Source organism: Cellulomonas sp. P5_C6 (genome assembly GCF_054049635.1).
In genome coordinates this window covers 1-17,342 of record NZ_JBFULZ010000077.1, presented here as the reverse complement: position 1 = coordinate 17,342, position 17,342 = coordinate 1, and the positions used below count along the sequence as shown (strand labels likewise).

Here is a 17,342-nt window from a genome sequence, read left to right as displayed (position 1 = left end):
GGGCGGGCGAGAGCGCGCAAGTCCGATGGGCGGCCGGCCGCGCGTGGACGGCGAGCGGAAGGCCGGGGCAGGCGGACGGGGCGCAGGCCCGGACAGCGAGCGGACGGGCGGCCAGACGGACGGACGCGCGCCGGCGGACGTAAGGACCGACGGGCCGGACAGACGCCCGACGCAAGGGCGGAGTGAACCGCGTCAGGCGGCCGCCGCCACCTCGCGCTCCCAGCCGTCGGCGGTCTGGCGGAACCCGACCCGCTCGAGGTAGCTGCGCGACTCGCTGACGGGCGCGCCGCCGATCACGAGGCGCCGGAACCCGTGGGCGGCGAACACGCCGCTGTCCCGGTACACGAACTCCCCGGGCGTGAAGTCGCGGTAGCGGGGGGTGACGTAGTCGAGGTCGACGCGGCCGACCCCGGCGCCGGCGGCGCGCACGACGACGGCGCCGACCAGCTCGTCGCCGCGGACGACGACGAAGGACGCGGACGGCGCGGGGTCGACGGCGGCGAACGCGGGGTGGAAGCGTGCGATGTCGGGGGCGTGGGTGTCGAGGAGGTGGAGGAGGACGGCGTCGTCGGACGGGACCTCGAGCACGCCGTAGACCTGCTCGTCGTGCCGCTCGCGCAGGAGCCGGACCAGCCAGTAGACGTCGATGACGGCGATGACGGCGTTCATCACGGCGAAGGGCCAGATGCCGACGATCGTGTTGTAGACCGTGGCTATCAGGGCCCCGGAGAGGTTCAGCACCCGGAAGCGCAGCACCCGCGCCTGAGCGAGCGAGACGATGACCAGCAGCGAGCCGATCCAGCCGACGACCTCGAGCCACACCATCTCGTGAGACTAGCGACGGGTCGGTAAAGGTCTCGCGCCCCGGACGGCTGCAGGGGGATGGTGGACACATGACGACGTGGTCGATCCGTGAGGTCCCGGTCTCCGACTCGGTGGACACCCCCGAGGCGTGGTTGCTGCGCGGCTACACGGCGGCGCTCAACGAGGTCCTGCTGGACTCGTGGGGCAACCGGGACTTCGAGCGCACCGCGCGAGAGGTCCTGGGGTCGCTGCACGACCAGCGCTACGACCGCAAGCCGCGCTGGGTGGCCGTGCGCGACGTCGACGCCGACGCCCCGGACCCCGACCGCGTGCTGGGGTACGCGGCCGCGAACCTGCCGCTGCAGGACAACACGCACACGGCCCACGTCGACTTCGGCGTCCGGCCGGCGCACCGCGGCGCGGGCATCGGCACGGCCCTGTTCGACACCGCGGAGGCGACGGTCCGCGCCGACGGCCGGACCAACCTGACGATCTCGGTGGACCAGCGGGTCGAGCCGCCGGAGGGCCCCGACACGCTGCCCGCCACGACCGGCTCCGGCCGGGTGTCGACGACGACCCCGGGCACCAAGTTCGCGCTGGAGCGCGGCTTCGTGCTCGCGCAGGTGGCCCGCTACTCGCGGTTCGACCTCCCGTTCGACCCCGCATTCATCGCCGAGCACCGCGCGCAGGCCGAGGCGAAGGCCGGCCCCGACTACGGCATCGTCACGTGGCGCGGCTCGGCGCCGGACGAGTGGGTGGACCAGTTCGCGCTGCTCAACACGCGGATGAGCACGGACGCGCCGCTCGGTGGCCTGGACCTCGAGGAGGACGTCTGGGACGCGGAGCGGGTCCGCACCACGGAGAAGCAGTTCGAGGAGCGCGGGATCGAGCTGCTGGTGCTGGCCGCCGAGCACCTGCCGACGCACACGCTCGCCGCGTACACGGCGTTCATGGCCGTCGCCTCCCTGGACGAGTTCGTGCACCAGCACGACACGCTCGTGCTGAAGGAGCACCGCGGCAAGCGCCTCGGCATGCTGGTCAAGACAGCGAACCTGCAGCGGCTCGCGCAGGAGCGACCCGAGGTCCGGCGGATCGGCACGTGGAACGCCGAGGAGAACTCCTACATGCTCTCGATCAACGTGGCGCTCGGCTTCCGGCCCGCGGGTGGCGCCGGCGAGTGGCAGCTCAAGCTGACCTGACGCGGTCCGGGTGCGGCATCGCCTGCGTCCACCACCGGCTCCACCGCTCCTCCACCTGCCCGAACGTGACGTCGTCCAGGCCGTACGTGGACAGGATCGCGTCGACGGTGCCGTGCGGCGGGGTGTGGGCCGCGGGCGTCTCCATGAGCACCAGGTACATCTCGGAGATCCCGTGCAGCCGCAGCCCGATCTGCAGGGGCGTCACGTAGTCGAGGGTGCCGCCGAGCAGGGTGCCGTCGGGTCGTCGCGCCTGCACGTGGCCGCCGATGGGCACCCCACGGACGCCGACGAGCCCCGCGCGGTCGAGCAGGCGGTCGTCGCGCTCGCCGGCCGGCAGCCCGAAGCTGCTCAGCGTGCGGCGCTCCTGGTCGGGGTGCACGGTGACGGCGAAGCGCAGCTGGTGCGCGAAGGCGATCCAGCCCTCGTCCGCCTCGTCGCGCACGCCGTCGAACGACGAGGTGCCCTCGTGGCTGCGCCGCGTGATGGTCAGGTGCGTGTGCTGGGGCTCGTGCACGGCGGAGCGCAGCGTGAGGGTGTCGTGGTGCGGCCAGTGGAGCTCGTGGACGGTCTCGTCGCCGATGACGTCCTGCCGCTCGGTCGGTCCGTCGACGAAGATCTCCTGGATCTGCGCGTCCAGCCCGTCGTGGTCCCAGCCGAACCACCGGCGCACCAGGTCCGGCTCGCGCAGGTGCTTCCAGACCGTGCCCAGCGGGACGGCGATGTCGATCGACACGATCTGTCGGAGCTCCAGCGTCATCGCCATCACCTCGGTACTCGCACCACCCGGATGCTTCCGACCGTAGTCCGGCGACGCCCGGCGCGCGATCAGTCGAGCGGCAGCACCGCGAGCGCGTCGGGCTCGATGCCGAGCTCCACCACGTCGCCGACGTTCCACCGCCCGCCCACCGGGCCGAGGGCCGTCACGACGCCGATCCCGTCCACCTCGACGCGCACCTCGGACCGCCCGCGGCGCGACGTGACCTCGCGGACGGCCCCCTTGGCCACCCCGCCGCGGCCCACGACGAACGCCCCCTCGGCGAGGGCGAGGGTGGCCGAGCCCGGGGGCCGACCGAGCGCGTCGCGCAACGGCGCGGCGGCCGGGCTGTCCAGCGGGACGAACGCCTCGTAGCCCAGGAACGAGGCGACCTCACGGGTGGCCGGGCGGGTCCACAGGTCGGCCGGCGCGTCGACCTGCAGCAGGTGGCCCGCGGACATCACGGCCACGCGGTCGGCCACGGCGAACGCTTCGTCCTGGTCGTGCGTCACGAACACGGCGGTGGTGCCGGTGGCGACGAGGGCCGCGCGCAGGTCGACGGCGAGGCGCTCGCGCAGGGAGCGGTCCAGGGCGGACAGCGGCTCGTCGAGCAGCAGCAGCCGCGGTTCGGGGGCCAGGGCACGGGCCAGGGCGACGCGCTGGCGCTCACCGCCGGAGAGGGTCGCGACGGCGCGGGACTCGTAGCCGGACAGGCCCACCAGCTCGAGCAACGGTGAGACCGACGCCCCGCGCGGCAGCCCGTAGGCCACGTTCCCGCCGACCGACCGGTGCGCGAACAGCTGCCCGTCCTGGAACATCAGCCCGAACCCGCGCCGGTACACCGGCACGCCGGCGAGCGAGGACCCGTCCCAGGAGACCGTGCCGGACCCGAGGGGCTCGAGCCCGGCCACCGCGCGCAGCAGCGACGACTTCCCGCAGCCCGACGGACCCAGCAGGGCGACGACCGACCCGGGGGCGACGTCGAGCGTGACCCGGTCGACCGCGACCGCGCTCCCGTACCGCACCGTGACGTCGTGCAGCGACAGACCGTTCACCACTCACCTCCGGCGCCGGGGGCGCGCAGTCGTTCGCAGGCCGCGACGATCCCCGCGGTGAGCACCGCGAGGACCACCGACGCGGCGAGCGCCATGCCGTACTGGTCCGGGCCCGGCCTCCCGATGAGCCGGAAGATCACGACGGGCAGGGTGGGCCGGTCGGGTCGGGCGAGGAACGACGTGGCCCCGAACTCCCCGAGCGACGCGGCGAACGCGAACCCGAGCGCGAGGCCGAGCGAGCGGGCAGCGATCGAGAGGTCGACCGTCCGCAGCACCCGGCCGGGGCCTGCCCCCAGGGTCGCCGCGGCCTCCCGCAGCCGGGGGTCGACGGCGCGCAGGACCGGCAGCACGGTCCGCACGACGAGGGGGACGGCGACGACGGCCTGCGCGATCGGCACGAGGATCGGGCTGGTCCGCAGGTCGACCGGCAGCCCGAACGGGTGGTGCATGGACAGCAGGAACCCGAACCCGACGGTCACCGCCGAGACGCCCAACGGCAGCATGAACAGCGCGTCCAGCCCGGCGACGGCGCGCCGCCCGACCGCGCGCCGGGGCCGTCGGGACACCACGAGCGCGACGAGCCCGCCGACGACCAGCGCGATCACCGTGGCGTCGAGCGCCACCCGCAGGGAGTTCAGCGTCGCCTGCCACACGGTCACGGTCAGCGAGCCGCCGGTGGTCCCGAGGGCCGCGTAGTTGTCGAGCCCGAACCCGTCGCGGGTCCGCAGAGACCGGAGCACGAGGTTGACCAGCGGGAGCGCGAGCATCACGACGACGACCGCAGTCACCGCCGTGGCGGCGAGCGTGAGCGCGTGCCCGTCGCCGGGCGGCATGCCGGCGGGCCGGCGCAGGCGCAGGGGCCGGACCGTGTCCACGTCGGTGCTCAGAGCCAGCGCCCGCTCCCGCGTGGACCGCGCGCGCCCCGCGACGATGAGCGCCCCGGCCACCACGACGAGCTGCACGACGGACAGCACGGCGGCGGCGCGCAGGTCGAGGAACTGCGTCGTCTGCACCCAGATCTCGGTCTCGATGGTGCCGAACTGCAGGCCGCCCAGCACCAGCACGGTGCCGAAGGCGGTCGCGCAGAACAGGAAGGCCAGCGACGCGGCCGACGCGATCGCCGGCGTGAGGGCAGGCAGCGTCACGGTCCGGAACGCGCGCCACGGCGAGGCCCCGAGGGCCCGGGCGGCCTGCTCGGCGCGCGGGTCGAGCCGCTCCCAGAGGCCCCCGACGGCGCGGACGACGACGGCGTAGTTGAAGAAGACCAGCGCGGCGACGATGGCCGCGAACGTGCCGTCGAGGTGCAGGAAGCCCAGCGGCCCGCCGCTGACCAGCAACGACCGGAACGCGACGCCGACGACGACCGTCGGCAGCACGAACGGCACGGTGACCAGCGCGCGGACCAGGGACCGACCCCGGAACGAGTGCCGGTAGAGCACGTACGCGCCGGGCACCCCGAGGGCGACGGACAGCACGGTGCCCAGCACGGCCTGCGCGATCGTCAGCCCGATGATGCGCCAGGTCCGGGGGCGGGAGAACACGTCGGCGAACCCGCTGAGGTCCACGTGCCCGTCGACGACGAAGCCCTTCGAGATCATCACCCCGACCGGCCACGCGAAGAACAGCCCGAGGAACAGCAGCGGGACCGCGACGGCCAGCGACCAGAACGCGACGAGGCGCGCCCGACCCGACGCCACGGCAACCGGGGCGTCGGGTCGGACGAGCGTCGTCGTCATCGCAGGGTCAGCCGATCACCGTGTCCGACCACTCGGTCAGCCACGCCGCGCGGTTCTTGGTGATGTCGTCCGGGGCCACCTCGAACGGGTTCGTCGCCAGCGGCGCGAACGTGGCCCAGTCGGCGGGCAGCGTCGCCGTCGTGCTCGCCGGGTACATGTACATGGACACGGGGATGTCGTCCTGGACCTCGTCGGAGAGCAGGAAGTCGAGCAGCTTCTGGGCGCCCGTCGGGTTCGCCGCGCCGGCCAGCACGCCCGCGTACTCGGTCTGCCGGAAGCAGGTGTCCAGCAGCGCGCCGGTGGTGGGCTCGGTGCCGCCCTCGGGGATCGTGTAGGGCGGGGACGACGAGTAGGACAGCACGATCGGGCGCGGGCCGTTCGCGCCGCCACCGGAGAAGTCCGTGTAGTAGGCGTCGGACCAGCCGTCGGCGACCTTGACGCCGTTGGCCTTCAGCGCGGTCCAGTAGGCCTGCCAGCCGTCCTCGCCGAAAGCCCCGACCGTGGCCAGCAGGAAGGCGAGGCCCGGCGACGACGTCACCGCGTTCGGCACGACCAGCAGGTCCTTGTACTCGGGCTTGGTGAGGTCCTCGAGCGTCACGGGCTCCGCGACACCGTGGTCGGTGAACCAGGTGTGGTCGACGTTGATGCAGACGTCGCCGTAGTCGACCGGGACCAGGGCGCCCTCGAACGCGTCCTTGGTCGTGGTCGGCGCGATGACGCCCTCGTCGACGACGCGGGACGCGAACGTGTTGTCGACGCCGTACGCCAGGTCGCCCAGCGGCGCGTCCTTGGTCAGCACCAGCTGGTTGGCCAGCGTGCCACCGTCGCCCGGCTGGACGACCTCGACCTTCAGACCGGTCTGCTTCTCGAAGTCGGCCAGGATGCCGTCGGACAGCGCGAACGAGTCGTGCGTGACCAGCGTGACGGTGCCGGACGACGAGCTGGGGCCTGGTTCGTCGGAACCGATGGCCGAGCAGCCTGCCAGGGCCAGGACCCCGAGGACGGCGCCGCTGATGGCACTGGCGGTGAGCGAGTGGATCCTCGCCATGGGTGATGCTCCTCCTCAGTCAGAAAGGAGGGGGTCCGCGCAGGTCGGCGGGCGGACGCCCGACACGCACTGCGAGGACTGAGAAGCCCGACTCCCTACGCCGGTATCAACCGGATCAGGTTCGAGGGTCTGCGGTGGTCCGCACTCTCAGCGTCCAGACCCGTGAGTCCGACGCTCCCCTGTCGTTCGCCGTGATCCTACGCCCGCGCGGTCGTGCGCGTTCTCCGCACCGACGGCCCCCCAGATGGGGTACCAGCGCGGATGGCCCGGCGCCCCGTCCTTCCTAGCGTCGCCGACATGAACCTTCACCGGATCAGCGGCTTCGCCGCAGCAGCGGTCCTCCTCGTGCTGACCGGGTGCTCGACGCCCGCAGCACCGACGTCGGCCACGCCGGGCGTGGTCACCCTGACGCTCGGGACCAGCGAGCCCGAGGGCCGTCCGACCGACGACGCGATGCAGGACTTCGCCTCCCGGGTCGCCGACCTCTCCCACGGCTCGATCGTCATCGAGCGCCGGTACTCGCTCGCCCCGGCCGACCACGACTGGGACCACGCCTTCGCCCAGGCCTTCCTCGACGGCGAGGTCGATCTCGCGATGGTGCCGGCCCGCGCCTGGGAGACCGTCGGCGTGACGTCGCTCGCCGCGCTCCAGGCGCCGATGCTGGTCAGCACCGACGACCTGCTCGACCACGTGGTCACCGGCGACACGGCGCAGACCATGCTCGACGGCCTCGGGGAGGTCGACACGACCGGTCTCGCGCTCCTGCCGATCGGGCTCCGGCACCTCTACTTCTTCGGCACCCCGCCCACGACGGTCGCCGAGATGGCCGGGCGGGGGGTGCGCGGGCCGCAGTCGCCGACGGTCTGGGCGTTCCTGTCCGCCCTCGGCATGGACCCCGCCGACCCCGCGACGAGCAACGACTACGCCGAGGCCGTCCGGGCCGGGACGCTGGGTGCCGCGGAGACCACCTACGACCTCGCGCCGGGCACACCGGCCGCCGCCACGGCCGTCGGCAACCTCGTGCCCTATCCCTACGTGGTCACCCTGGCGGCGAGCGACGCCGCGCTCGCGGGGTTGTCCGGCGAGCAGCGCACGATCCTGGCCGAGGCCGCCGCCGGGACGCGGGACGGCCTGGTCGCGAGCCGGCGCTCCGACGCGGAGGCCGCCGCCGACTACTGCTCGGCGTCGCACCTCGCCGTGGTCGACCTGGGTCCGGACGAGCTGGCCGCCGCACGGCGCGCAGCCGAGCCCGTCTACGCCGGCCTCGAGAAGGACCCGGGCACCAAGGAGACGATCGCCGCGATCCGGTCGATCGACGACGGGCTCGGCAACCCGGGCCCCGACGCCGTCGCGTGCGACGGGCGGGTCGCACCGACGACCGAGCCGAACGTCCCCGCGCAGTTCCCGGAGGGGACCTACACCGCGGACGTCACCCCCGCCTTCCTGCGCTCCCAGGGCGTCGCCGGGACGAGCGCCCTGGACAACGCCCAGACCTGGACGATGACCTTCCGGGACGGCACGTACGACGACGGCCAGTGCCCGGGCAGCACCTACACGGTCGACGGCGGCGTCCTCACGGTGACGCTCGGTACCGGCTCCGTCCAGGGCTGCGGGTCGGCGGCGGGGCAGGTGCTGTTCCTCTCGGGCTGGCACCTCGACAGCGACCAGATGACCTTCTCCGGGGCACGGTCGCCCGTCGACACCGGTCCCCTCATCCCGGCGCTGTTCGGCGCGCAGCCGTTCACCAAGATCGACTGATGGGACCTGTCCGAACGGTCGCCGTCGCGCCACGATGGGGTGCGACGGCGACCGGCCGTCACCAGCACGGGGGTCGCGTGGTGAGATGTGCAGCGGTCGTCGCCGTGGCGCTCGGCCTCGTCCTGTCGACCGCCGCGTGCCAGGCCGCGGACGTGTCCCGTGCCGGTGGGGCGCTACCGGTCGAGCGCCTGCGGATCGGCGCGCCGGACCCGGCGGGCCGGCTCACCGCGGACGCGGCCCACGTGATGGCGAGTCAGGTCGACCGGTTGACCGGCGGCGGCGTGCAGCTGGTCCCCGTCGACGACGCCGTCCAGGACGTCGAGCACGACTTCGACAAGGCCCTGATCGACCGGGTGGTCTCCGGCGACCTCGATCTCGCCGTGGTCCCGACCCGCACGTGGGACCTGGTCGGCGTCACGAGCTTCGAGGCGCTGTCCACACCGTTCCTCGTCACGTCGGGCCCCCTGCTCGACCGGGTGACGACGGGCCCGATCGCCGCCGACATGCTCGCGGGCCTGGGCGGCTCCGGGACCACCGGCCTCACGATCCTGCCGGGGGGGCTGCGCCACGTGTTCCGCGCCGAGGACCCCGTGATCGAACCCGAGGACTACGTCGGCCTGGCCGTGCGCACGCCGCACGCCCGCCTTCCCTGGTCGACGTTCTCCGCCCTCGGCGCCGAACCCGTGGACGCCAACGGGACGGTCGCCGCCGGCCTGGCCGACGGGTCGATCGACGCCCTCGAGACGACGTACGCGGTCGCCCAGGAGATCGCGGGGCCGACGACGACCGCCGGTGACGTGACGCCGTTCGCCTCGGCCTACACGGTCGTCATCAACACGGATCGGCTCGGCCGGCTCAGCGCAGAGCGGCGCGCGGCCCTCCAGCAGGCTGCCGACGCCACGCGCGCGTGGGTGGTGAGCACCGCGCCGTCCGACGACGACGAGGCGAGGGCGTTCTGCGCCGCGGGGTCGTCGGTCGTGATCGCCGGGCCGTCGGCGGTCCGGGCCCTGCAGGTCAGCACCGCCCCGGTGGTCGCCGCGCTCCGCCGCGACCCCACGACCCGCGACCTCATGGACCGGATCGCGACCGCCGACGTGGCCCTGGGCAGCCCGCGGCCCGAACCGGCGCCGTGCGGCGGTACCCCCGCGACGGCCGGGCAGGTCGTGCGACCGCCCAACACCCCCGAGGCCTTCCCCACCGGCACCTACCGCCGCGAGGTCACGGCTGAGGACCTGGAGACGATGGGCGCGACCGCGGTCGCCGCGGGGCAGCACGCCGGGGTGTGGACGCTCACGTTCACGCCGGACGGCGCCTACCTCGACGGCCAGTGCCCGGGCAGCACCTACACCACCGACGGCGGGGTGCTGGCGGTGACCCTCGGGCGCGGCTCGGTGACGGGCTGCGGCAGCGCGGCCGGTCAGGTGCTGTTCCGAGCCGGATGGACGCTGGACGGGTCCGACCTGACCTTCACCGGGGTCCGCTCCGGATCTGGGGCCGAGGACATCGTCTCCGCGATCTTCGGCGGCGGTCCGTTCCGGAAGATCGGCTGATGACCACGGTCCTCGTGGTCGACGACGCCGACGCGTTCCGCGACGCGGTGTCGGCGCTGCTCGAGTCCGACGGCTTCGACGTGGTCGGGCAGGCCTCGACGGGCGCCGACGGTGTCCTGCTGGGCGCGAGCCTGCGCCCCGAGATCGTCCTGCTCGACGTCCGGCTCCCCGACACCACGGGCTTCGAGGTGGCCGAGCTGCTCGCGCGGCTGGTCCCGGCACCCCGCGTCGTCCTGGTGTCCAGCGCGGCGCTGACCCGCCGGCTCGACCCCGCGCTGGTGGTCGGCTTCGTGCCGAAGGCGCAGCTCACCCCGGCCCGCGTCCGCGCGCTGCTGGAGGCGGGATGACCGCGCGCGTCCGCGGTGTGCTCGGCGGGCTCCTCGGCGTGGTCGCCGTCCGGGCGTCGACGTCCCCGATGGTCTGGCTGCCCGATGTCGCCGTCGGCGCGGCCTGGTGCGGCGTCGCCGGCTGGGGAACCCCCCGGCACCGGCCGTTCGCCGTCCTCGCCGCGGGGGTCGCGCTCGCCTGGTACGCGGCGGACCTGTGGCCGGCGACCGTCTTCTGGCACCGGGCCGTGCTCGTCGCGCTGCTGCTCGCGATGCCGGCCTGGTGGCCGACGACGCGCGTCGCGGGAATGGCGGTCGTGCTCGTGGGCGCCGCGTCCGCGCTCGTGTCCCCGTGGGACTCGGCGCTCGGGGCCGCCGGCCTGTCCGCCGCGCTCGTGCTCGCCCTCCTGCTGGAGCGTCGGCCGGCACGGGGCCGACGTCGCCACCAGCGCACCACGGCGCTGAGGGCCGGCTGCGTGCTCGCCGTGACGTTCGTCGTACCGCCTGCGGTGACCGCGCTCAGCACCGCGAGCTCCGCGCTCCCGGCGCTGATCGGGTACGAGGCGGTGCTCGTCGCCACCGCGCCGGTGCTCGCCCGGTCGCTGCGCGCGACGTCGGCCCCGCAGGCCACCGATCTCGTCGTCGAGCTCGGCGAGGCCGGCTCGGGCGTGCTGGTCGACGACCTGCGCCGCGCCCTGCGGGACCCCGACCTGCAGCTGTGGTCGCTCGACGAGGTCCCGGGCGCGGACGCCGCGCCGGGTCGTACCCGGACGACCGTCGTCGCCGCCGGTCGGCCGGTCGCGGTGATCGACCACGACACCGAGCTGCTCGCCGAGCCGGCCCTGCTCGCCGCCGTCGACGACGCAGCCCGCCTGACCCTGACGAACGCGATGCTGCAGACGCAGGTGCAGGCTCAGCTGGACGAGCTCACGCTGTCGCGGCAGCGCCTGATCACGTCCGCCGCGCGCGAGCGGGCGGACGTGCGCACCCAGATCGAGACCGGAAGTGGCGCCCGCATCCAGGAGCTCCTCGCGGAGCTCGCCGACCAGGACGACCCGCACCTGCGGAGGGTCGCGGAGCACCTGCGCGCCACCCGGGACGACCTGCGACGACTGACCCTCGGGCTGTCCCCGTCGGCGGCCTCGGACTCGCTCGACCGGGTCCTGCACGAGCTCGCCTCCGCGTGTCCCGTGCCGACGACGGTCGACGCGACGGACGTCCCGCTCACCGACGCGGTGCGCGCCGCGATCTACCTGATCTGCGCCGAGGCACTGACCAACGTGGCCAAGCACGCGCGGGCCAGCACGGTCGCGATCGTCGCGCGGGAGCACCCCGGCGGGACGCTCGAGCTGTCGGTCGTCGACGACGGTGCCGGCGGCGCGGCGCGCGACCGGGGTGCCGGACTCACCGGCGTGTACGACCGGGTTGCCTCGGTCGGCGGGATGGTCGAGCTCGACTCGCCGACCGGGTCGGGGACCCGGCTCGTCGTCCGCGTGCCGGTGGCGGGGGGTCGGTCGTGACCCGCCGGGTCGTCACCGCCGCGCTCGCGCTCGTCGTGGCCGTCGCGACGGCCGGGCTGATCCCGGTGGTGGAGCCGCCCGTCAGCGCCGCCCTCTTCGTCGGCGCCGGCCTCGCGCTCGCGGCTGCGGCCCTCTCCCGTGCGCTCGTCACGGACCGCGCCGTGGTGACCGGGCCCGCGATCGCCAGCGTCGCGTGGTGCGCCCCGCTGTGGGCCGTGTGGTTCGCCGGCCCGGCTCCGCTGCGGACCGCGGCGACCGTGCTGGCGGCACTGCTCCCGGCGGCGGTGCTCCACCTGGCGGTCGACCTCCGCCGGAGGTCGGGCTCCCGCCGGCTGTGGGCCGTCTACGGCACGCTGGCCGCGGTGTCGCTCGCCCACAGCCTCGTGGCGGACCCGTTCCTCGACCCCGACTGCCGGTCCGCTTGCGATGCCGAGACGCTGCTCCTGACGTCGTCGCCCGCCGCCGCCGGCGCACTGGCCACCGCCTCCCACGCCCTGGCGGCCGTGGTCTGGATCGGCGCCGTGGCGGTCGCGGTCCGGGGTCTGCGCGGTGCGTCGCGCCGCGCGGCGCTCCCGCTCGGGACGGTCGTCGTCGCCGGGGTCGCGGGCCTGGTGCCGCCCACACCGACGTGGCTCGCCGTCCAGGCGGCGGCGTTGGTCGTGCTGGGCACGGCGCTCGTCGTGGGATCGGGGCGCCTGGCGCGGCAACGCCGCGACCTGGGGCGGCTCGCGGCACGCCTGAGCGCCGCGTCCGGCCCCGGGACGGTCGAGGCCGAGCTCCAGCACGTCCTCGGCGCCGGCGTCTCCGTCCGGTACTGGCTCCCCGGGTCCGACCGGTGGGTCCGGGCCGACGGTTCCGGGGCCCCCGGTGAGGCCGGTCCGGGCGCGACGGCGGCGCTGATCACCCGGGCAGGTCAGGTCGTCGCGGCGCTCGACGTCGCGGGCGACCCGCCCGCCGAGCTCGAGATCGGTCCGGCCGCCCGGGTCGCACTGGACAGCGAACGGTTGCGGGCCGGCATGCTCGCCCAGCTCTCGCAGCTGCGCGAGTCGCGCCAACGCGTCGTCGAGACGGCCGACGCCGCCCGGCGGCAGGTCGAGCGCGACCTCCACGACGGGTCCCAGCAGCGGCTCGTCGCGGCCAGCTACGAGCTGCGACTCGCGCCGCCGTCCGCCCGGACCGCACGATGGATCGACGAGGTGCTCGATGCCCTCACAGGTCTGCGCGCGCTCGCCCACGGCATCTACCCCGCCGTGCTCGCCGATGCGGGGCTGGCGCCGGCGCTCGAGTCGATCCCGGACGTGCAGCTCGACGCCGTCCCGTCCGGGAGGTTCGCGCCCGAGGTCGAGCTGACCGCCTACCTCCTGGTCGCCCGCACCGCGCAGCCCGGCTCGCGGGCCTCGGTGCAGCTCGACGGCGGCGAGCTGGTGGTGGACGTGGTCGGTGGCAGGCCCACCGACCTGGACTCGTTGCGCGACCGCACGGGCGCGCTCGGCGGCAGCATGACGCACGACCGGGACGCGCTGCGGGCGGTGCTGCCGTGCGCGTAGTCGTCGCCGATGACAGCCTGCTGACCCGGGAAGGCATCGTCCACCTGCTGGGCGAGGCGGGCGTGGAGGTCGTGGGCCAGGCGGGCGACGCCGCGCAGCTGCTCGGCCTCGTCGCGACCCTGGTCCCCGACGCCGCGATCGTCGACATGCGGATGCCGCCCACCCACACGGACGAGGGGATCGTCGCCGCCGAACACGTCCTGCGGACCCACCCGTCGGTCGCGGTGCTCGTCCTGTCCCAGTACGTGGAGCCGACGTACGCGCTGCGGCTGGTCGAGGAGCGCCCGGAGGGCGTCGGCTACCTGCTCAAGGAGCGGGTGTTCGACGTCGCCGTCCTGCTGGACGCCCTGCGCCGGCTCACCGACGGCGAGACCGTCATCGACCCCGGGATCGTGTCGCTGCTCCTCGGTCGGCGACGGCCGGCCGACCCGCTCGACGACCTGTCGCCGCGCGAGCGGGAGGTCCTCGCGCTCCTGGCCGAGGGCTTGTCCAACCGAGGGATCGCGGAGCGGCTCGTGGTCAGCGAGCGGACCGTCGAGACCCACGTGACCCGCACGTTCGCGAAGCTCGGCCTGGCCGAGGAGCCCGCCGTCCACCGCCGCGTGCTCGCCGCGCTCACGTACCTGCGGTCGGCTCGCTGACCAGCGGGCTCTTGCGTCGCCGACTACGGTCGAACCAGACCCCGTTCGCCACCCACGGAGGACCCATGTCGGACGACAAGCAGAAGCAGTCCATCGTCGCCAAGCTCATCGGCACCCTCGCCGCGGTCGCCGCCGCCTTCGCGGTCCAGCAGGTGCTCAACCTGGCGTGGAAGGCCAAGACCGGCCACAAGCCGCCGAAGGCCGACGACGAGGGGGACGCCGGGCTGGCGGAGCTCGTCGCCGCGACCGCTCTCACCGGGGCGCTCGTGGCGGTGGCCCGGGTGCTGGCCACGCGCGGGACCGCCAAGTTCACCGCGAGGGTCGACGCGAAGCCGGATCTCGACCCGACCGACTGAGCACGGAGGACCGGCTCGGACCGCGGGGGACGACATCGGCTGGATCGGCGCGCGCTGAGGCGTCAGGCCGGCGCCAGGCTCGGCATCGACGAGATGCCGAACTCCCGCAGCACCCGCCGCGCCGCGTACCAGCCGCCCAGGCCGTGCACGCCGGGACCCGGCGGGGTCGAGGCCGAGCAGAGGTACACGCCCGCGCGGCCGGAGAAGTACGGGTCAAGCCGCCGGGTCGGGCGGGCGAACAGCTGGCCGAGGCTGGCGGCCCCGGCGGAGATGTCGCCGTCGACGTAGTTCTCGTTGTGGTCGCTCAGGTGGGCGGCCGGCGTGCAGCGCGACGTGACGACGACGTCCCGGAACCCCGGCGCGTACCGCTCGATGTGCCGGGTGACGACCTCGGTGACGTCGACGGACGAGCCCTTGGGCACGTGCGCGTAGGTCCAGAGCGGTCGATAGCCACCTGACTCCCGTGAACGGTCCACCACCGTCGGGTCGCTGACCAGCACCATCGGCAGCTGCGCGTGCTCGCCGTGCGCGACCGCCGCCTCGGACCGGGCCATCTCCGCGCGGGTCCCGCCCACGTGCACTGTTCCCGCCAGGCCCACGTCGGGCACGGCCCACGGCACCGGGCCGGACAGCACGAAGTCGACCTTGGCCGCGGCGTCGCCGTACCGGAAGGCCTCCAGGGCCTCGCGGGAACGCGGCGGAAGCCTGTCGGCCATCACCTCGACCAGCGCGCGCGGCGTCGTGTCGAACACGTAGCAGTGCGCCATCGGCAGGTCCTCGTACCGCCGCACGCGGTGGTCCACCCGGACAGACCCGCCGTGGGCCACCAGGTCCGCCAGCAGCGCGGCCGTGATCGCCCCGGAGCCGCCGCGCGGGATCGGCCATCCACCCTCCCCGTGCCCGAGCGTCGCCAGCAGCAGCGCGGCGCCGGCCGCGGGGAGCGAGGGCAGCGGGCTGATGGCGTGCGCGGCCACGCCCGTCAGCAGGGCGGGCGCGACGTCGTCGACGAACCGGCGGTCCCACGCCCGCGTGCCCTGCTCGAGCACCCCGAGCCCGAACCGGACGGCCGCACGGGGGTCGACGCGGGGCACCGAGCGCTTGTCGCCCAGCGCGACCTTCACGACGTCCGCGGCCGACCCACCGACCAGCGACCGCCAGGCAGGGCCGTCGGCCCCGAGCGAGGCGACCGTGCGCTCGAGCGAGCGGTAGGCCAGGCCCGCGCGCCCGGCGGGCAGCGGGTGGGCGTAGGACACGGAGGGGACCAGCAGCTCGACGCCGCGCGCCCGCAGGTCGAACGCCTCGAAGAACGGCGACGCCCACGCCATCGGGTGCACGGCCGAGCAGAGGTCGTGCACGATGCCGTCGGCGAGCCCGAGATCGAGCGTCCGGGCGCCCCCACCGACGGTCGGCTGGGCCTCCAGGACCTCGACCCAGAGCCCCGCGCGGGCCAGCGTCACCGCGGCCGCGAGCCCGTTGGGGCCCGAGCCCACGACGACGACGTCGGGCCTGGTCATCGCTGCGCCGGGGATGCCGCCATCTGCCGAGTCTGCCCTGTTCGCTCCCGCTTGGTCAGTCCCGGGGATCCTCGTCGTCGGGGCGGTCGACGTCCCGGGCGCGCGCCCGCTCGGTGTCGTCGGTCAGCTCGTCCACCACCAGCAGGTCCCGCCGCACCTTGCCGGTCCGGAACCCGGCACGGCCGACCATGTGCGCGGCGACCGGCGCGGTGAGCATCTGGAAGACGGCCACCAGCACCAGCGCCCACACCGCCCCGCCGGACCGCAGCCGCAGGGCCAGGCCGATGAGCACGAGGACGAGCCCGAGCACCTGCGGCTTCGTGCCCGCGTGCATGCGGGCCAGCAGGTCGGGGAACCGCAGCACGCCGACGCCCGCCGCGAACGCGAGGAACGCGCCCCCGAGCAGGCAGACGGCCGACGCCACGTCCGCGACCGTGGTCCACTGCTCCGGGCTCATCGGACCTCCCCGTCGGCGCCGCCGCCGTGGTGCTCGTCGGCCCCCTCGCGTCGACCCGAGCGGCGGCCCTCCTCGGCGTCGTCCTCGGCGTCCATCCGCAGGGCCTCCTGCGCCGCGATCTCCTCGCGCGTGCGCACCCGGCCCTCGCCCTCGGGCTCCACGGACGCGAAGCGCGCGATGGTCACGGAGCCCACGAAGCCGACCAGCGAGAGCACCACGAGGATCGGCACGACGTCCGCGCGGCGGTTGACGGCCGCGTACAGCGCGACCGCGGCGATCATCGTGGTCACGACGATGTCGAGCGCGACGGTCCGGTCCAGCATCGACGGACCCTTCTCGGCCCGGATCACGGCCAGCACCGCCCCGACGGTGAGCAGCACCCCGCAGACGACGACGACGGCGGTCATGTGCGCACCCCCAGCCCGGCCGCGTCGAGCTCCTCGTCCGACGCGAACGCCCTGAGCACCCGCTCCTCCTGGTCCAGCACCGACTGCCGCGCGGCCTCGATCCCGCCGCTGCTCCGCACGTCCAGCACGTGCAGGTACAGCATCCCGGTCAGCCGGTGCGCCTCGACCACCAGCGAGCCCGGCACCAGCGACGCCAGCTCGGCGGTCATGGTCAGGTACAGGTCCGAGTGGCTGCGCAGCTGCACGCCGATGACCGCGCCGCGGGGCACGTACCGCGGGCGCAGCGCGATGAGGCTGACCTCGAACGACGCCTTGACCAGGTCGGTGGCGAACCGCAGCAGCAGCCTGACCAGCCCGACCGGGCGGATCCGCCCGTGGAACTCGATGGGGGCCATCCGCAGCCCGGTGGTCACGGCCAGCGCGATGAGCAGGCCGGCCAGCACGTTGCCGACCGACAGGTCGCCCCACAGGAACACCCAGACGACGGTCAGCCAGGTGACGGTCGCCCACTGGGTCCGCCAGGCCCGGCGGCGCTGGTGCAGGCTCATGGGTGGTCCTCCGCCACGTCGTCGGACACGCCCTGGCCGCGCTCGCCGTCGGGCAGCACCGCGTCGACGTAGGGGGTGCGCTCGGCCAGCGCGACCGCCGCGCGCTCGGTGTAGGCGTACAG

Annotated in this window: 17 protein-coding genes and 1 riboswitch; of the genes, 8 read left to right on the top strand and 9 right to left on the bottom strand. The window is 74.7% G+C overall.

Annotated elements, in window-relative coordinates:
• Window positions 1–192: 192 nt before the first annotated feature.
• Window positions 193–825, bottom strand: a complete 633-nt coding sequence (locus ACXJKG_RS10850; RefSeq protein ID WP_456845771.1) for a hypothetical protein — start codon at window positions 823–825, stop codon at window positions 193–195.
• A 68-nt stretch (window positions 826–893) separates the two neighbouring features.
• Between ACXJKG_RS10850 and ACXJKG_RS10845 the strand changes: the two genes are divergently transcribed.
• Window positions 894–2,003, top strand: a complete 1,110-nt coding sequence (locus tag ACXJKG_RS10845; protein ID WP_456845770.1) for an N-acetyltransferase family protein — start codon at window positions 894–896, stop codon at window positions 2,001–2,003.
• Here the strand turns inward: ACXJKG_RS10845 and ACXJKG_RS10840 are convergent.
• From ACXJKG_RS10840 to ACXJKG_RS10825, 4 genes are all read right to left on the bottom strand, one after another.
• Entirely contained in the window at window positions 1,990–2,760 is a 771-nt protein-coding gene (locus tag ACXJKG_RS10840) for a hypothetical protein (RefSeq protein WP_456845769.1), read from the bottom strand. The two genes, ACXJKG_RS10845 and ACXJKG_RS10840, sit on opposite strands and share 14 nt — an antisense overlap.
• Window positions 2,761–2,828: 68 nt before the next feature.
• Window positions 2,829–3,815, bottom strand: coding sequence for an ABC transporter ATP-binding protein (locus ACXJKG_RS10835; protein ID WP_456845768.1), 987 nt, complete (start codon window positions 3,813–3,815; stop codon window positions 2,829–2,831).
• Window positions 3,809–5,548 (bottom strand): ABC transporter permease, encoded by a 1,740-nt coding sequence (locus ACXJKG_RS10830; protein ID WP_456845767.1) that lies wholly within the window; start codon window positions 5,546–5,548, stop codon window positions 3,809–3,811. Before ACXJKG_RS10830 ends, ACXJKG_RS10835 begins: the two co-directional genes overlap by 7 nt.
• Window positions 5,549–5,555: 7 nt before the next feature.
• Window positions 5,556–6,596: a thiamine ABC transporter substrate-binding protein gene (locus ACXJKG_RS10825; protein ID WP_456845766.1), complete on the bottom strand. Its 1,041-nt coding sequence runs from the start codon at window positions 6,594–6,596 to the stop codon at window positions 5,556–5,558.
• Window positions 6,597–6,671: 75 nt separating this feature from the next.
• Window positions 6,672–6,787: riboswitch (TPP riboswitch) on the bottom strand.
• Window positions 6,788–6,893: 106 nt separating this feature from the next.
• Between ACXJKG_RS10825 and ACXJKG_RS10820 the strand changes: the two genes are divergently transcribed.
• The 7 genes from ACXJKG_RS10820 (at window position 6,894) to ACXJKG_RS10790 (ending at window position 14,294) form a co-directional block, all read left to right on the top strand.
• Complete coding sequence (locus ACXJKG_RS10820; protein WP_456845765.1) at window positions 6,894–8,354, top strand: TRAP transporter substrate-binding protein; 1,461 nt, start codon at window positions 6,894–6,896, stop codon at window positions 8,352–8,354.
• 77 nt (window positions 8,355–8,431) lie between these two features.
• Complete coding sequence (gene dctP, locus ACXJKG_RS10815; protein ID WP_456845764.1) at window positions 8,432–9,904, top strand: TRAP transporter substrate-binding protein DctP; 1,473 nt, start codon at window positions 8,432–8,434, stop codon at window positions 9,902–9,904.
• The gene (locus ACXJKG_RS10810) at window positions 9,904–10,251 is read left to right on the top strand and encodes a response regulator (protein WP_456845763.1); all 348 of its coding nucleotides are present in this window, start codon (window positions 9,904–9,906) and stop codon (window positions 10,249–10,251) included. Before dctP ends, ACXJKG_RS10810 begins: the two co-directional genes overlap by 1 nt.
• On the top strand, window positions 10,248–11,750 hold the full coding sequence (locus tag ACXJKG_RS10805; RefSeq protein ID WP_456845762.1) for a sensor histidine kinase: 1,503 nt from the start codon (window positions 10,248–10,250) through the stop codon (window positions 11,748–11,750). The genes ACXJKG_RS10810 and ACXJKG_RS10805 overlap by 4 nt, the downstream gene beginning before the upstream one ends.
• On the top strand, window positions 11,747–13,297 hold the full coding sequence (locus ACXJKG_RS10800) for a hypothetical protein (RefSeq protein ID WP_456845761.1): 1,551 nt from the start codon (window positions 11,747–11,749) through the stop codon (window positions 13,295–13,297). Before ACXJKG_RS10805 ends, ACXJKG_RS10800 begins: the two co-directional genes overlap by 4 nt.
• Window positions 13,288–13,938: a response regulator transcription factor gene (locus tag ACXJKG_RS10795; RefSeq protein ID WP_456845760.1), complete on the top strand. Its 651-nt coding sequence runs from the start codon at window positions 13,288–13,290 to the stop codon at window positions 13,936–13,938. Before ACXJKG_RS10800 ends, ACXJKG_RS10795 begins: the two co-directional genes overlap by 10 nt.
• Before the next feature lie 65 nt (window positions 13,939–14,003).
• Complete coding sequence (locus ACXJKG_RS10790; RefSeq protein ID WP_456845759.1) at window positions 14,004–14,294, top strand: DUF4235 domain-containing protein; 291 nt, start codon at window positions 14,004–14,006, stop codon at window positions 14,292–14,294.
• A gap of 62 nt (window positions 14,295–14,356) precedes the next feature.
• Here ACXJKG_RS10790 and ACXJKG_RS10785 read toward each other — a convergent pair whose 3' ends face one another.
• Genes ACXJKG_RS10785 through ACXJKG_RS10770 form a run of 4 tightly spaced genes read right to left on the bottom strand, consistent with a single transcriptional unit; the run spans window position 14,357 to window position 17,220 of the window.
• Window positions 14,357–15,808, bottom strand: a complete 1,452-nt coding sequence (locus ACXJKG_RS10785; RefSeq protein ID WP_456845758.1) for a phytoene desaturase family protein — start codon at window positions 15,806–15,808, stop codon at window positions 14,357–14,359.
• A 55-nt stretch (window positions 15,809–15,863) separates the two neighbouring features.
• Window positions 15,864–16,265, bottom strand: coding sequence for a monovalent cation/H(+) antiporter subunit G (gene mnhG, locus ACXJKG_RS10780; protein ID WP_456845757.1), 402 nt, complete (start codon window positions 16,263–16,265; stop codon window positions 15,864–15,866).
• Window positions 16,262–16,672, bottom strand: coding sequence for a monovalent cation/H+ antiporter complex subunit F (locus tag ACXJKG_RS10775; RefSeq protein WP_456845756.1), 411 nt, complete (start codon window positions 16,670–16,672; stop codon window positions 16,262–16,264). Before ACXJKG_RS10775 ends, mnhG begins: the two co-directional genes overlap by 4 nt.
• On the bottom strand, window positions 16,669–17,220 hold the full coding sequence (locus tag ACXJKG_RS10770; RefSeq protein ID WP_456845755.1) for a Na+/H+ antiporter subunit E: 552 nt from the start codon (window positions 17,218–17,220) through the stop codon (window positions 16,669–16,671). The genes ACXJKG_RS10775 and ACXJKG_RS10770 overlap by 4 nt, the downstream gene beginning before the upstream one ends.
• Window positions 17,221–17,342 lie beyond the last annotated feature (122 nt).

What these genes read in the sequence shown, in the direction of transcription:
- ACXJKG_RS10850 (WP_456845771.1), bottom strand. Translation starts at nt 825, where the DNA reads ATGGTGTGGCTCGAGGTCGTCGGCTGGATCGGCTCGCTGCTGGTCATC.
- ACXJKG_RS10845 (WP_456845770.1), top strand. Translation starts at nt 894, where the DNA reads ATGACGACGTGGTCGATCCGTGAGGTCCCGGTCTCCGACTCGGTGGAC.
- ACXJKG_RS10840 (WP_456845769.1), bottom strand. Translation starts at nt 2,760, where the DNA reads ATGACGCTGGAGCTCCGACAGATCGTGTCGATCGACATCGCCGTCCCG.
- ACXJKG_RS10830 (WP_456845767.1), bottom strand. Translation starts at nt 5,548, where the DNA reads ATGACGACGACGCTCGTCCGACCCGACGCCCCGGTTGCCGTGGCGTCG.
- ACXJKG_RS10825 (WP_456845766.1), bottom strand. Translation starts at nt 6,596, where the DNA reads ATGGCGAGGATCCACTCGCTCACCGCCAGTGCCATCAGCGGCGCCGTC.
- ACXJKG_RS10820 (WP_456845765.1), top strand. Translation starts at nt 6,894, where the DNA reads ATGAACCTTCACCGGATCAGCGGCTTCGCCGCAGCAGCGGTCCTCCTC.
- ACXJKG_RS10810 (WP_456845763.1), top strand. Translation starts at nt 9,904, where the DNA reads ATGACCACGGTCCTCGTGGTCGACGACGCCGACGCGTTCCGCGACGCG.
- ACXJKG_RS10805 (WP_456845762.1), top strand. Translation starts at nt 10,248, where the DNA reads ATGACCGCGCGCGTCCGCGGTGTGCTCGGCGGGCTCCTCGGCGTGGTC.
- ACXJKG_RS10790 (WP_456845759.1), top strand. Translation starts at nt 14,004, where the DNA reads ATGTCGGACGACAAGCAGAAGCAGTCCATCGTCGCCAAGCTCATCGGC.
- ACXJKG_RS10785 (WP_456845758.1), bottom strand. Translation starts at nt 15,808, where the DNA reads ATGACCAGGCCCGACGTCGTCGTCGTGGGCTCGGGCCCCAACGGGCTC.
- mnhG (WP_456845757.1), bottom strand. Translation starts at nt 16,265, where the DNA reads ATGAGCCCGGAGCAGTGGACCACGGTCGCGGACGTGGCGTCGGCCGTC.
- ACXJKG_RS10775 (WP_456845756.1), bottom strand. Translation starts at nt 16,672, where the DNA reads ATGACCGCCGTCGTCGTCGTCTGCGGGGTGCTGCTCACCGTCGGGGCG.
- ACXJKG_RS10770 (WP_456845755.1), bottom strand. Translation starts at nt 17,220, where the DNA reads ATGAGCCTGCACCAGCGCCGCCGGGCCTGGCGGACCCAGTGGGCGACC.